We start from the raw sequence: 15045 nt of genomic DNA, 5'->3' as shown, positions 1-15045 counted from the left end.
TTAGTGGGGAGATGTAAAAATCATGGCAACTATAAGAAAGTATCAAATGTACATTAATGGGCAATTTGTTAGTTCTAGCTCAGGTGAGCAAACACAAGTCATTAATCCAGCAACAGAAGAGATTATTTCAGAGGTTCCTAAAGGGACTGTGGAGGATGTACAACTAGCAATTCATTCTGCTGAAAAGGCTCAAAAAGATTGGGCAAAACTTCCTTCCGTTGAGAGAGGAAAGTACTTACAAGCAATTTCTAAAGAAATACGTGAAAATATTCCGATCTTAGCACGCACAATATCAGAGGAAATGGGAAAGACTCTTTCCCTTGCTGAAACAGAAGTTAACTTTACTGCTGACTATATTGATTATATGGCAGGTTGGGCAAGACGCTATGAAGGAGAAATCATACAAAGTGATCGACCAAATGAGCAAATTTTTATTCATAAAGAACCGATCGGTGTTATAGCTGGTATTTTACCATGGAATTTCCCATTTTTCTTAATTGCTCGTAAAGCAGCACCTGCTTTAATCACAGGTAATACCATTGTGCTAAAACCAAGTAATTTATCCCCTAACAATGCACTAGAGTTTGCAAAAATCATTGATAAAGTAGGCTTGCCTAAAGGAGTTATCAATATCGTAACGGGTAACGGAACGACCCTTGGACAAGAGTTGGCTGGCAGTTCAAAGGTAGGAATGATTAGTTTAACGGGAAGCTACAATGCTGGTGCCGCTGTTATGCGGGCAGCGGCAGAAAATATTACAAAGGTTTCCTTAGAGTTAGGAGGAAAAGCTCCAGCTATCGTAATGGATGATGCGGATATAGATTTAGCAGTCCGTTCAATTGTCGCCTCTCGTATCATTAATACAGGACAAGTATGCAACTGCACAGAACGTGTTTATGTTCATAAAGACATTGCAGACGATTTTATTACAAAGGTAACAAAGGCAATGTCCGAGGTAACCTATGGAGATCCATTAATTAAAAAAGAGATTGATATGGGACCCCTTTCTAGTAAAGAGGCACTTGAATCGGTAGAGAAGATGGTACAGGAAGCAGTTGCTAAAGGCGCAACTATTTTAACAGGTGGTAATCGCTCTTCCAAGGAAAAAGGTTATTTTTATGATCCAACAGTACTTGTAAATGTAAATAATGAAATGGAAATTATGCGTCAGGAAATTTTCGGTCCTGTACTTCCGATTGCTACTTTCAATGACTTAGATGAAGCACTTGAATTAGCAAATGATTGTGAGTACGGTCTAACATCCTCTATTTTCACCCAAAACTTAGATGTAACAATACGTGCAAGTAAGGAATTAGAGTTTGGAGAAACGTATGTTAATCGTGAAAATTTTGAAGCTATACAAGGTTTCCATGCTGGATGGAAAAAGTCAGGTATCGGTGGTGCCGATGGAAGACATGGTCTAGAAGAATATTTGCAAACCCATGTTGTCTATCTACAAAGTAACCTTTAAATATAGCTGTAGATGTTTAGTTTTCAGAAAATACAGATAACTATAAAGGAGGATAATTCGTGTTAAATGTAGCTAGTAAAATGAAAGCGGTTGTATGCCATGGTCCCGGCGAATATTTACTTGAAACTGTGGATGTACCATCTCCGGAAGCAGGTGAAGTCCTGATTAAAGTAGAAGCCTGTGGTATTTGTGCAGGCGATGTAAAGGCTTGGGATGGAGCACCAATGTTTTGGGGAGGAGAAGATGGTCAACCTAGTTATGTAAAAACTCCAGTCATCCCAGGCCATGAATTTGTAGGAACGGTTGTCAAGATTGGTCATGGCGTGACAGAATTTTCTATTGGAGACCGCCTTATTTCAGAACAAATTGTACCTTGTAATACTTGTCGATATTGTAAACGTGGTCAATACTGGATGTGCGAAAAGCATGATATATACGGTTTTCAGTTCAATGTGAATGGTGGAATGGCCGAATATATGAAATTTCCGGTAAATGCTATTAACCATAAAGTTCCTCATGATTTACCTATTGAAAAAGCTATTCTAATTGAACCTTATGCTTGTTCTATGCATGCAGTAAATCGAGGTAATATTCAAATAGGAGATTTTGTTGTCATCTCAGGTGCTGGAACGCTTGGACTAGGAATGGTAGCAGCTGCGAAACTACGAAGTCCTGGTACATTAGTAGTTTTAGATATACGAGATGATCGATTGGAACTTGCCAAACAATTTGGGGCAGATATTGTTCTCAACCCTTCAAAGGTCAATGTAGTGGAGGAAATTAAAAATATGACAGAGGGTTATGGATGTGATGTTTATATAGAAGCAACTGGTGCACCCACTAGTGTTATTCAGGGCTTACATGCCATCCGGAAGCTTGGGCGCTTTGTGGAGTTCAGTGTATTTTCAAGTCCGGTAACCGTCGATTGGAGTATTATAGGCGATCGTAAAGAGCTTGATATTTTAGGTGCACACTTAGGACCTTACTGTTATCCAAATGTTATTAATGGAATTGCATCTGGTGCACTCCCTACCGAGGGGGTAGTTACTCATAAACTTCCTCTAGAAGAGTTTAAGAAAGGCTTTGAAATGGTAAAAAGCGGAGACGGCTCTTTAAAGGTTATTTTAATACCGTAGATAAAAAAGGTTTCTTATTCAAATAAAATGTTTGACCAAAAAGAATTAGGAACCCTCTTAAAAAGCACTTCGAAGTTTGCAATTTAGCACATGCTCTTTGTTGCAGAATGTCGGCCATTATATAGATGGCTAAATAATATTTAGTAAACTAGAATGCCATGTCTTCTGGTCACGAGGGTAATTAATCTGTCTGAACAAATAGCTGACTCCCCTACACTTTGTAGGTTTTTAGCACATTCAAAACTGTAAGGCAATAATGTCAAAGCGTAATGATAAAAAGGATTAAGGAGGAAACATTATGAATCACAGCTTAACTGCATCTCCTTCAAAGCAAATTTTTGGTTTACCAATTGCATTAATTTGGGGATATATTGCTATTGCGTTCTTTATGACAGGCGATGGAATTGAACAAGCGTTTTTATCAAAATATATAGTTGATTTAGGGTTTTCTACTCAACAAGCCTCATTAGTCTTTACAGTATATGGACTCACTGTTGCCATAGCTTCTTGGCTTTCAGGAGTATTGGCAGAAATAACTGGGCCACGTCGTACTATGATCATCGGTTTTGTACTTTGGATTATTTTCCATATTGGCTTTTTAACATTAGGCCTTGAACCAAAAAACTATTCTATGATGCTAATCATGTATGGAATACGAGGAATTGCCTATCCGATGTTTATTTACGGCTTTGTAGTTTGGATTGCATATGCCGCTCCAAAACAAAGATTAGCTTCTGCAATGGGTTGGTTTTGGTGTATGTATTCTGTGGGGGTAGGAGTTTTTGGTACATACTTGCCAAGCTTTTCAATTCCTGCAATCGGGTTTATGGGTACATTATGGTCGGCAATTCTCTTTATTGCCATTGGTGGCTTGATGGCGATGTTTTTAATAAAAGATGACTTTAATAGTTATAAGCAAAATACGACAAATGAAGGACCACTTCGAGAATTACTAAGAGGGATTACAATCGCGAAAAACCCACAAATCGTAATAGCTTCAGCTGTACGTATTATTAACCAAATCTCCCTCTTTGGTTTTGTCGTTATACTACCAATTGTTTTTACAGAGCAAATCGGATTTACGATGTCCGAATGGCTACGCATTTGGGGAGCTGTCTATGCAACAACGATTTTCACAAACTTAATGTGGGGTATTCTTGGAGGTAAACTTGGATGGGTTAGACAAGTAAGATGGTTTGGCTGTATAGGTATGGCTATCGCTACATTAATTTTTTACTATTTACCAATATCCTATGGACCAAATATTTGGGTTGGCTTATTTGTAGCTATATTCTTTGGATTTGCCATTGCTGCGTTCGTACCAATGTCGGCTATTTTCCCAACACTGGAACCATCTCATAAAGGTGCAGCAGTGTCCATGCACAATTTATCAGCAGGTTTAAGTAACTTTGTTGGACCAGCAATTGTAACAGCAATTGTGCCGATCGCTGGTGTTGAAGGGGCTATATGGACACTTACTATATTATATATAGTTGGCTTTATACTGACATTCTTCATGAAGGTTGATCAAAACATCGGCAAATCATCTACAGATGACAGTCAAACAATCGAAATTGCACATTAAATTTAGATGTATCCCTATTTATGAAAGCGGTAACATCAAATAAGGAGTGTAAATAATGAGTATTTTAAATAGATTTAGTCTTAAAGATAAGGTTTCTATTGTGACTGGAGGTGCTATGGGATTAGGAAAAGCAATGGCTCTTGCTTTAGCACAAGCCGGCTCGCATATCGTCATAGCAGATGTAAATCTGGAGGCAGCTCAGAAAACAGCTGATCAATTCATGCGTAATGAAGGAATAGACGCTCTTGCGATCAAAATGGATGTAACCAATGAAAAGCAAGTCAATGATATGGTAACCAAGGTAATGGACCATTTCGGTAAAATTGATGTTCTATTCAATAACGCTGGCATCACAATTCATGAAAAAGCCGAAGAGATGTCATTTGAAAATTGGAATAAAGTAATCAATATCAATTTAAATGGAGTTTTTCTAGTATCAAAAGCTGTTGGCAAAGTAATGATTGACCAAAAACGAGGATCTATCGTGAATATCTCCTCTATGTCTGGCATCATTGCTAATACTCCACAATGCCAATCTTCTTATAACGCATCAAAAGCCGGTGTGATTATGCTTACGAAAAGTTTAGCAATGGAATGGGCAAAGCATCATATAAAAGTGAATACAATTGCTCCAGGATACATGAAAACAGAGCTGACAAAGCCCTATTTTGAACAAGGTGGAGACATGATTGATACTTGGATGAACCTAACCCCTATGAGCAGACCTGGGACACCAGATGAATTAGGTGGAATAGCGTTATACCTAGCTTCAGAGGCTTCTTCTTTTGTTACAGGAGGCGTGTTTACTGTGGATGGTGGGTATACTGCTTTGTAGTTGTTAATATTTGATGAAAAAAAGCTAGGGAATTCAACATAAGAATTCTCTAGCTTTTCCTCTTTTTTATGGTTTAGGTGAATACTGAATTTCCACATATTGTTGTGGGGTATGGCCTGTACCATTTGTCTCTTTTTGATAAGCCCAAACAATATTTCCATATTGATCTTTTGTGAATAAGAATACTCTTTGACCCGTTTTAAACACATTCTTAATCGCTGGATCAGTTGATGGATTAGCTACAAGAGGTAAAATTGCACTACCATCTGCTGCTTTTTTTACTGATCCTTTACCAAATGATAATATTCCATTATCGGCTGGTTTATTGTTTTTAACACTATCTAATATTAATTGTGGATCTAATGTTGTTTTATTCGCAGCAGTAACCGCATAGAAATATTCTTGGTTTAATTCAAGCAGTGTCAGAATATTTATAGAAACATCCATTGTTGTTGAATTATATTCTGATGGTACGCCGCCAATATTTCCTGTTAAGTTAGCATAACTCATCGTGTTATATGCATCTTTACCTTGATATACATACTTACCGAAGTCAGCTAAATCAAACTTATTACCTTTATCATTGAAAATGAAATCACGTGCTTCATCTTTCATCTTAACGGTAAATGTTTTATCCGCCGTACCTGAGGCAGTTGGTTTAATAATTAACTGGCTTTCATTAGTTGTTTTTTCACCTTGTGTATACTTAACAAACTGATATTGTGAAGTTATATCTTGACCGGACTCGTCAGTAATTGTTAATAAACTTAGATCTTTTATTGAAGAATCGCCTTTTTCATCACGCATGATAGCTTCACTGAATGAAATCGTAAATGTACTATCTGGATTACGATAGACAATATTTTTTTTCTTTTCTTTATCGACTGTCATTTCAAAACGTGGCGGTGTGCCATCGGAATAGAAATCTTGTCTCATCCAACCAGTATTCGTTTCATCATGATTGTCTCCGGTTGTATTGGCTTTATAAACAGTAAAGTTACCATACGTATCCTCTGCGCCTAAATAAACAACATATTCAGTATGTGGTGTTAAAGTAACTCCTGTCATATCTAAAGTTCCTGACTCGCCTTTTCCACTTTTTGTGACTGAAGGACTTGCTTTAAGTTTGTCTTCTAATGTTTTTCTTTCTGCTGCCGTGTCAATAGTTAAATTTGCATCTGGATTATCTGTTCCGTCAGCTTTTTTCTTAGGTACGAACCAATAATGAAGCTTTGTTGTCTCATCTGTACTGAAACTTACAGTAGCTTTCGTATCATCAGGACCTTCTTTTGCAGTCCCAGACTTCACTTCTAAACGAGAAATTAACGGTGCTTTCGTGTCACCAATAATTTCTTTCGACGTTATTTTCGAAATCTCTCCGCCACGATCCTTTAATACCATATAAACAGAATAGCTTGAAAATGGATTAAGCTTGTCTTTGGAAATAGTAATTGGGAATTTCTTTGTAGGTTCCTCTAAATCTGCCGGACCAGAGCCAATTTCAATATAAATATCTTTTCCACCTATTTGGAAGTAGCCTGATTTTAGCGCTGGATTAGATGCAAATTCATTAACAAAATCACGTTCTGTAATGCCTTTATCGTCTAGATATTGCTTAAACGTTTTTGTTTCTCCCGCGTCTACGACAGTATCAGGTAAAACCATATAATAATACGTACCAGCCTTATTTGGCTTGAATTCAACTTCAACTCGTTTAAAATTATCAGATTCGTCTGGTTTATTAATTACATTTTCAATCTTAATAACAGGCATATCAAGTTTTTCATGTAAGTATTCTGCATAGTTTCGAACATTTTTACCAGGTTCAACAGTATTGGCATTTTCAAATTCATTGTCTGCTAAGTCCTTAACACCTGGTAATACGGTTACACGTAATGTATCACCATAGACAAAACCTGTTTCAGATGGGATTGTTAATAATACTTTCTTATCGCCTTCTTTATACTCTACAGCAGAAGGTTTAATTTTATTCTGTCCTGTCGTATTGACGATAACTGTTCCTGATAAATCATAGTTATTTACATTTCGTGCGCTTTCAGGATCTAATGCTTCATTTAAATAAATGTAGAATTGATTTTCCTTTCCAGCAGGTTCAAGCTTTGTCTTTTCAACGTATGGATTGATATTATCAAGTAAGTCCGTTTTAAATTCCTTCACTGCAGCAGGATCTTTTGAATAGTTGCCTGAATCATCCTTCATCACTACATAAAGTTGATACTCTGTTTCAGCTTCTAAGCCTGTTAGAATTTCAGTAATTCCAAGTTTCCCTGCGACTGCCTTGCCCTTACCTGTTGGTTTAGCAACAATATCTGCTGTTGTTGGGTCAGCTGCAGTTGTCTTTTTACGTACATAGTAGTAATAGTCCCCTGGTTCACTCGCTGTAAATGTAAACTCTGCACGTTTACCACCGTGTAAAGGTGTAACTGTTAAAGATTTAACAACTGGCGGTGTTCCATCTTTCATTTGGAATGATTGTGATTTAATATCCGAAACATTTTTCGCCCCGTCAACAACCATCACATAAACGACATATTCTTTTTTCTCACCTAAATTAGTGATTTTAATAGTGTTTTTGCCATTCACCGCTGCGCCTGTTCCATTTGCCGCATTGTCAGTAGAAATACGATTCACCATTTCTTTTTTCGTTGGTGCTTCAGCGTCTTTTTCACGAACAATATAGTAGTAAGTTCCAACTTTATCTGAAGTGAAGTCTACCTGAACATCACTACCATTTAGAACTGTTACATTCGTAATGTCGATTAAAGGTTTTGTTTTATCAGCCGGTTTTTGATTATCGATATCGTCTTTATCGACTGGTTTACCGTCTTCATCTACAATATTGCCAATATTATCTTTATCCTCTAAGAAGTCGTCGAAGATATTATTCGGTCCCTCGCCCTTCGGTATAATCACTTTGTCAATATACGTGTAATCTCCAATATCAACCCAACCGTATACATTATCAACATACAGAACACCTACACGACCATCTAGATATAGCTCTAAATCTGTATAGCTATTGTAGTTAATCCAGTCGATGTTGCCGTCTCCGTAAATTGTCAGCTTCGTTTCTGTATCAAGGTTTAGTGTACCGATATTTCCTTGAATCTCAAATTCACGAACAGTCCCGATGATGTCTACACGTGGTAGCTTCATATTTGTTTCGATTTTTGTACCACTTTGAGAGACAACTAGGCGTGATACAGTGCTGTTATAAAATTCAATATGTTTTTCAACATTTTTCATCGTCACTTTATCTTTAGACCAGTTCACAAATGGTTTGTTTTTATCAGGATTCTTGTCGGAATTCTGATCTGTCCAATTTTGAAGATCTGTTGTCGGACCGTTATTGGACGAGGACGAGCCTTCATCAGTTGGATTATCTGGATTAGACCAATTGATAAATGCCGTATTTGTGCTTGCTATAGGGCCAAGCGATAATGGCTTATAGTAGGAAACGCCTAATTGTAAAGGTGGACGTACTGTTTCATTAACAAGCATTGTACCAGTCAATGTAACATTTGAAAATTCAATATAGTTCCCATTGACAACGATTGTCGCACCAAAGGACCCATGATTACCATCAAACTCTAGAAATCTTGAGCTTGTCCCGCTAGCGTTCAATGTTAGCTTCGAAACAGAGCGAATGGTTTTGCCTGAAAGATCCCCTTCAATAAGTGCACCTTTTAATACCGCGGCATTATCTTCGTTAAAAATATCCGAGAGACTTTTCGGTACTGAGTAAGGCTCACCATTTATGTAGACATAATCGTCTTCAACACCTGTAATTTTAAAAGATGTGGCATTGCCCTTTTTCTCTTGTGAACGCACAATAAAGGATGCAATTTGTCCACGTGTTACCGCATTATATGGTGAGAAAGTGACAGGTGTTGTCCCTTCTGTAATCTTTAAATCTACTAAAGTTTGAATATAAATAGCGTTGCTTGTTTGGCTAGTTACATCTTTGAAACTATGGTTGTAATTAGATGCTACTTCAAACTTAAAGCCAAGCACTAAAATTTTCGCTAATTGCCCACGCGTAATTACTTCATTAGGCATAAATGTACCATTTGAATATCCACCCATGATTCCTGCATTTTGTAATGCGGCTATATACTTGTAGTATTCACTGCTTTTTGGGACATCTTTAAAGTATGGATCTTGTACATTTTTTAAATCTAAGTTTAAAACAGTTGCCAGCATTTTTGCTGCTTGACCACGTGTTACATTTTGATCTGGCCGAAAGGTTTTATCTGCATACCCACTAATCGCACCTTGTGAGTATAATTTTAAAATATTGTCGTAATGGCTTGAATATTGGTCAATATCCGTGAATGGTGAATTAGCCGCAGCAGCTGCTTTTTGTGGTGGTGGCACTACAACAGCAATCCCACTAGTAGCAAACACAGTTGCTATAAGTGCTTTATTCACTTTTTGGACTTTTGTTTTATCCATTCCACTCTTCCTTTCATCTATGTATTTGATACGTTCAAAATATCATTTTCATCATACCCTTTATATCGACAGGTATATAGTGAACCTTCATAGATAATTCTAAAATTCTGGAAGAAAATCGTTAACAAAAATCGGTAATAAAAAGTTTGTTATCAAAGTTAGGAGTGAAGACTAGGCGACTCATTGGGGATATTAGACCCTGGAGCGCAGCGGATGTTTTCTGTGCGAAAGCGAAGCGACAGCAACAACGAAGCGACTCGGTCGGAACGTTATTGTGATGAATTCATTTTTATATGTATACTTTGAAGATTTATCGGAACAAAATATCATTTTATCGGAACAATTTTGGCTTTTATCGGAATAATTTCTCGTTTTATCGGAACAATTTCAGTTTTTATCCCCATATAAAAAAGCCAAGGAGCATCGGTGCTTACTTGGCCTTAACGATATATAGGCGTACATCTAGTCGTACTTGCGATGTCATAAGGGAAAGGGGGATAACCTTACATCTTGTCAAGTCGATCGAGAGATGTGTCCCGAGTTTACGTATCATTTGAACAGGAAATACAAGTCATATAGGGAATGACTTAAAAGTAGCTTGCCCAAATGATCGTTCCATTAATCATGTACCCCAAAAATTAGAAATGTATGCTTATTTTAAAACATTTTTTAATTTATTTTCTTGCTCTGCTACCATGACTCTATTCCGTCCAGCTTGTTTTGCAAGATACAGCGCATCGTCCGCTGCTTCAATTAACTTTTCTGTCGTGTCAGCCATTTGTGGATACACTGCAACTCCTGCTGATAATGTAACTGGGCGACCACAAGGACTTGTAGTATGTGCCAACATATCGCGGAGTTGTTCAGCCACCTGTGCCGCTTCCTCAGCAGTAGTGGTTGGCAATAACATCACAAATTCCTCACCACCGTATCGACAGCAAACATCTCCCTCACGAGCGACTGCTTTCATATTTTGAGCTAAAAATTGTAATACCTTATCACCTACTGCATGCCCATACGTATCATTGACACTTTTAAAATGGTCTAAATCAAGTAAAATTAGGGCATGTGGCAAATCGTTCTCAAGCCACTCAGCTAGCATCGCATCCATTGTGCGACGATTAGTTACACCCGTTAACGGATCTGTTGTAGATTGATCTTTAAAATAGGACACCTGGCCCTGTAAAAATGTTAAACTCCGAATGAGTGCACTTTTTAGATAGTGCGCTTCAAAATACCAACTACGTACAGATTTCAAGCCTTCTACATTTTTCGATTCCATGCTCTCCTCTGTTAAAGTAGCTAATTGCTGTAAGGGATTAGCTATACGTGCTGCCATCCAAAGGACAATAAAAACCGAAATTAGCATAAGCGGAATGGATTTTATAGCTACATCCTGCACTCTATCAAATGAAGGAGCCAATGCTACCTTTAACGGTCTTTGAGCAACTACTCCCCAGCTTGCTAAAGGTACAGCGCTATAACCCGCAAGCATTTCAACTCCTTTAGTATTCTTTACTTGCTGAGCCCCGCTTTTTCCAGAAACCACTGCTTGAACAACTTCATTATCAATAACGCTATCATTGATCCGACTTGGGTCCTGATGATAGATAACGCGCCCATCTGAATCAACTACGTACACATATGAACCATCATGATAATAATGCTCTCCGAGTAATTCATTAAAAACATTTCGTTCCTTTAAATAAATTGTCCCAGCTACCATTCCTAAATATTCATTTGTCCCTGAAAATATAGGATACGATATAAAAATAAGGAGACGCCCTGTAATTCCCTTATAAGGCTTCGAGACAAGAGGTTCCCTTTTAGATAAAGCCTCTTTCGCTCCAACTGAAGTTAATACTTTACCTTGAACCTCCTCAGATGGTGGTGAAATAGATAATACATGACCTTCTGCATTTGTAATAAGTACAGAGTTAAACATGTTATTTTGCTTTTTCAAACGCTCAGTTTCCTGAATCAATGCATTTTTATCATACATTTTCGTCTTTATCGTACTGGCACTATATCCTAAAGTCTGAAAAGCTTCTTCAAGATAGGAACTTGCGGTTGTTGCTAATTTTTGTGCATATACTCGATTCGTTTCAAGCGTATTTTCTTTAATCGAGTCAACATTCATACGGTAACCATTCCAAATACTACCGATTCCTGTTAAGAAAAAAGCAGCCATGGCAACACCCATGATTAAATACTTTAACTTTATTTGATTTGGCTTCATTTTCTATCTTTTACCCCTAGTTTATAATTTCCTCTATTATTCTATTAAAACACAAAAAAATTCCTTATTAAGAAAATTTCTTTTAATGAGAGAAAAGTATTTGTAAAAATAGTACTTTCATGGCCCTCTTATAACAAAAGCAATATAGTAGACTCAGCATAAAAATTCGAGAGAAAAATTTACCTTGTATATAAGTTGATTGGAGTGTCGGCTGGGCGACTCCTTGGGGATCAGCAAATTGAGGAACGAAGGCTAAAACCATCACGTTCTGTGATAACGCCTTCGTGACCAACATCGGTGCTGTTGCTGTCGCTTCGTTAGCACTACGCTTTCGCACAAAAAACATCTGTTGGCCCAACCGGCTCATCAGACGCCCCCAGGAAGCTTTGCTCTGTGTGAAAGCGTAGCGACGGCAACAACAAAGCGCCCAACCGGAACGGAAATCAACCCACGTTTAGATGGCAAGCCATATAGTAGGGAAAGTTCCAGGATTTTAGCATCGTTAACGAGACAAAAATATAGTATTTTATATCTATAGAACTTTTATTATTTTGATAGATTTTCATTATAAATTTATTATTAGAAGAGGGTTTAAATATGTTGTTACGTAAAGTAGCTCCAATAATGGTTGGTTTTAGTATGGCTCTATGGACGAATACTGCTCTCCATTCAAATAAGTCAGCTCGTACAAAAATAACAAATACACAAAAAACTTTGTCACTATCCAGCTTTCAAAGTGAATATAAAATGAAATGGCACCGAGTAGAGATGGACTACTCCCAATTTTCCCTCGTAGGAAGGCATAATTCCAACGAGGTCGGAGGATATGAAACACGCACTGGGCATAGCGTATTTGGTATTCCTATCGGTGCTAATCGAATAGATGTGAATAGAAAATACGGTCTTCCACTTAGAGCTATTCACTATCAAAATACAGGCTATTTGCTCGATTACAATGATTGCGACGGTAATACTACACACGGGACCTATTTGATAGCTGATCACTATGTTACTTTTTTCTATGATTTACACAAAAACAATATTGTTCGTTCTATTATTTGGATTAATGCCAAAACTGAAGTAAGTAAATATGGTTATTATGGTAAACCTTCCAATGAACTACGAACAGGACTTGAAGATTTAATGGTTGATCTTATTAACCATGAGCGGGTTATAGAAGGATTGCAACCACTCATTTATGATAAAAGATGTAACCCTATTGCACGGCAGCATAGTAGCAATATGATTACACACCAATTTTTTAGTCATGAAGATCATAAGGGTAATCATTCCAATGACCGCCTCACTGCTGGTAGAGTTAATCACTATTGGTATGGCGAAAATATAGCACAAGGTCAACCCAATAGTATATTTGCCCACGAAGCATTGATGAATTCAAAAGGACATCGTATAAATATTTTAAGAAAAGAATTTACACATATTTTTGTCGGTGTCTGCTTTAAGGATAACGGTGCACCCTATTATACAGTTAACTTTTATTCGAAGTAATTTGAATGATTGAAGTTGATTGACGATGACCAATATACACAAAAATCTCTATGCAGAAATCTATTGCATAGAGATTTTTTTAACTTTATCGCAGTCTGAAATTTGATAAAGATTTTCCATTCTCTCCAATTCCAAAAAATGAAAGTGAAATTTATTAAAACGTATGATTTTAGAATGAAAACTCCCCCTTATTATGGAGATATCCATACATTCTGAATTTTTTTACTTTTATTGTTATTCTGACATATGATTTTTCAACTAAATATTTTATAATAAAATTTAACATAGTCAAGCCATCAATTCTTCTGTTATAATACTGATAATTTATAACCACCCTGTATTAATACAGAGGTGATACATGCTTTTCACAAAATGGGGATTATGAGAAAAGCGCTACAATGCATTCTTGAATACAATGTAGCCTACACAAAAAGGGGTTGGGAGATTTGGGTATTTTAAAGGGGTTAAAAATTCTCGATTTTTCTGCATTACTACCGGGACCAATGGCGACAATGATATTTGCTGATCTTGGTGCCGAAGTTATTCACGTTGAATCATCAAAGCGCGTAGATTTAACACGTATTATGCCTCCTTACGACGATGATCATGAGGCGTATATTCATCAACATTTGAATCGTTCTAAAAAGTCATTAACATTAAATTTAAAATCGCCTGAAGCTATAGAAATTGTTAAGTCACTCGTGAAAGAGTACGACATAATTATCGAAGGATTTCGGCCTGGTGTCATGCAACGACTTGGCATCGGCTATGAAGCTCTAAAAGAAGTAAATCCTAAGGTTATTTATTGTGCTATTACAGGCTATGGACAAACTGGACCATATAGCAATCGGCCGGGACATGACAATAACTATTTATCATTAGCAGGCATACTTGATTATTCACGTCATAAAGATAAAAAACCTGTCTCAATGGGTATTCAGCTTGCTGATATGGCTGGGGGCACGATGCATTCAGCAATCGGAGTACTCGCTGCTGCTTTACATCGTGAAAAAACAGGTGAAGGACAATATATTGATATAAGCATGACCGATGCTGTATTTTCACTCAATGCTATGTATGGATCTGCCTATATTGGCGGTGGTCGTGTACCTCAGCCTGAGCAAGAAATTTTAAATGGTGGTAGCTACTATGACTTTTACAAAACAAAGGACGGCCGATTTTTCTCGGTAGGAAGTCTTGAGCCTCAATTCCGCAGATTACTCTGTGAAGCGCTTGATATTCCTGAGCTCATTGATAATACTTTTAATGATTCATACTACACACAAATTCGTTTTAAAGAAGCTGTCCATGATGCATTTTTATCGAAGACTTACGAAGAATGGCTTGAAGTATTTAACGAGGATTTCGAGGGATGTGTCGAACCAGTATTAACTTTCCCAGAAGCATGCGAGCATCCTCAGCTTAGGGCTCGTGATATGATTGTTGATATTCCCAAAAGCGACGGTACTACGCAAAAACAAATTGCATCTGCTTTTAAGTTTGACGGTGTTAAGCCTCAGTACAAGCATGTCGGTGCAAAGCTTGGAGAGCATAATGAAGAAGTGTTGTCTTCACTTGGCTATAGTGTCGAGCAAATTGCTGACTTAAAGGACAAAGGGGTTTTAGAATAATATCGTAGGCCAACTACACGAAATAAAAAAGGTGTCTAATGTTATAAAAAAAACACATTAGACACTTTTTTTATTTCTAATCAATTATGCCTCGGCAAGATGTTGGTCACTCAGTCGTGTGCTGTTGTTGTTGTTGTTGCTGTCGCTTCGCTTTCGCACAGAT

Annotated in this window: 9 protein-coding genes; 6 read left to right on the top strand and 3 right to left on the bottom strand. The window is 37.3% G+C overall.

Annotated features, from left to right (window positions below; translation table 11 throughout):
• The first annotated feature begins 22 nt into the window (after positions 1 to 22).
• The 4 genes from aldA to ACQKOG_RS18265 all read left to right on the top strand — a co-directional run bounded on the left by aldA (position 23) and on the right by ACQKOG_RS18265 (position 5027).
• Positions 23 to 1471 (top strand): aldehyde dehydrogenase, encoded by a 1449-nt coding sequence (gene aldA, locus ACQKOG_RS18280; protein ID WP_370079643.1) that lies wholly within the window; start codon positions 23 to 25, stop codon positions 1469 to 1471.
• A gap of 80 nt (positions 1472 to 1551) precedes the next feature.
• The gene (locus tag ACQKOG_RS18275) at positions 1552 to 2607 is read left to right on the top strand and encodes an alcohol dehydrogenase catalytic domain-containing protein (RefSeq protein WP_370079696.1); all 1056 of its coding nucleotides are present in this window, start codon (positions 1552 to 1554) and stop codon (positions 2605 to 2607) included.
• A gap of 298 nt (positions 2608 to 2905) precedes the next feature.
• Complete coding sequence (locus ACQKOG_RS18270) at positions 2906 to 4192, top strand: MFS transporter (RefSeq protein ID WP_427447799.1); 1287 nt, start codon at positions 2906 to 2908, stop codon at positions 4190 to 4192.
• Positions 4193 to 4247: 55 nt separating this feature from the next.
• A complete protein-coding gene (locus ACQKOG_RS18265) occupies positions 4248 to 5027 on the top strand; it encodes an SDR family NAD(P)-dependent oxidoreductase (RefSeq protein ID WP_370079639.1) in 780 nt (259 codons plus the stop codon).
• 66 nt (positions 5028 to 5093) lie between these two features.
• Here the strand turns inward: ACQKOG_RS18265 and ACQKOG_RS18260 are convergent, their stop codons facing one another.
• From ACQKOG_RS18260 to ACQKOG_RS18250, 3 genes are all read right to left on the bottom strand, one after another.
• Positions 5094 to 9503, bottom strand: a complete 4410-nt coding sequence (locus tag ACQKOG_RS18260) for an S-layer homology domain-containing protein (RefSeq protein WP_427447796.1) — start codon at positions 9501 to 9503, stop codon at positions 5094 to 5096.
• A 652-nt stretch (positions 9504 to 10155) separates the two neighbouring features.
• Positions 10156 to 11742: a diguanylate cyclase gene (locus ACQKOG_RS18255; RefSeq protein ID WP_370079635.1), complete on the bottom strand. Its 1587-nt coding sequence runs from the start codon at positions 11740 to 11742 to the stop codon at positions 10156 to 10158.
• An 82-nt stretch (positions 11743 to 11824) separates the two neighbouring features.
• The gene (locus ACQKOG_RS18250; protein WP_427447794.1) at positions 11825 to 12109 is read right to left on the bottom strand and encodes a hypothetical protein; all 285 of its coding nucleotides are present in this window, start codon (positions 12107 to 12109) and stop codon (positions 11825 to 11827) included.
• Between the two features lie 230 nt (positions 12110 to 12339).
• Between ACQKOG_RS18250 and ACQKOG_RS18245 the strand changes: the two genes are divergently transcribed.
• Both ACQKOG_RS18245 and ACQKOG_RS18240 read left to right on the top strand, forming a co-directional pair.
• Positions 12340 to 13251: a CAP-associated domain-containing protein gene (locus ACQKOG_RS18245; protein WP_427447792.1), complete on the top strand. Its 912-nt coding sequence runs from the start codon at positions 12340 to 12342 to the stop codon at positions 13249 to 13251.
• A gap of 446 nt (positions 13252 to 13697) precedes the next feature.
• Positions 13698 to 14882 (top strand): CaiB/BaiF CoA transferase family protein, encoded by a 1185-nt coding sequence (locus ACQKOG_RS18240; RefSeq protein WP_370079631.1) that lies wholly within the window; start codon positions 13698 to 13700, stop codon positions 14880 to 14882.
• Positions 14883 to 15045 lie beyond the last annotated feature (163 nt).

The organism is Lysinibacillus sp. NPDC093216 (assembly GCF_050280325.1).
In the GTDB taxonomy this organism is placed as follows: Bacteria; Bacillota; Bacilli; order Bacillales_A; family Planococcaceae; genus Lysinibacillus.
This window is presented reverse-complemented; position numbering and strand designations above follow the sequence as displayed.

What these genes read in the sequence shown, in the direction of transcription:
- aldA (WP_370079643.1), top strand. Translation starts at nt 23, where the DNA reads ATGGCAACTATAAGAAAGTATCAAATGTACATTAATGGGCAATTTGTT.
- ACQKOG_RS18275 (WP_370079696.1), top strand. Translation starts at nt 1,552, where the DNA reads ATGAAAGCGGTTGTATGCCATGGTCCCGGCGAATATTTACTTGAAACT.
- ACQKOG_RS18270 (WP_427447799.1), top strand. Translation starts at nt 2,906, where the DNA reads ATGAATCACAGCTTAACTGCATCTCCTTCAAAGCAAATTTTTGGTTTA.
- ACQKOG_RS18265 (WP_370079639.1), top strand. Translation starts at nt 4,248, where the DNA reads ATGAGTATTTTAAATAGATTTAGTCTTAAAGATAAGGTTTCTATTGTG.
- ACQKOG_RS18260 (WP_427447796.1), bottom strand. Translation starts at nt 9,503, where the DNA reads ATGGATAAAACAAAAGTCCAAAAAGTGAATAAAGCACTTATAGCAACT.
- ACQKOG_RS18255 (WP_370079635.1), bottom strand. Translation starts at nt 11,742, where the DNA reads ATGAAGCCAAATCAAATAAAGTTAAAGTATTTAATCATGGGTGTTGCC.
- ACQKOG_RS18250 (WP_427447794.1), bottom strand. Translation starts at nt 12,109, where the DNA reads ATGAGCCGGTTGGGCCAACAGATGTTTTTTGTGCGAAAGCGTAGTGCT.
- ACQKOG_RS18245 (WP_427447792.1), top strand. Translation starts at nt 12,340, where the DNA reads ATGTTGTTACGTAAAGTAGCTCCAATAATGGTTGGTTTTAGTATGGCT.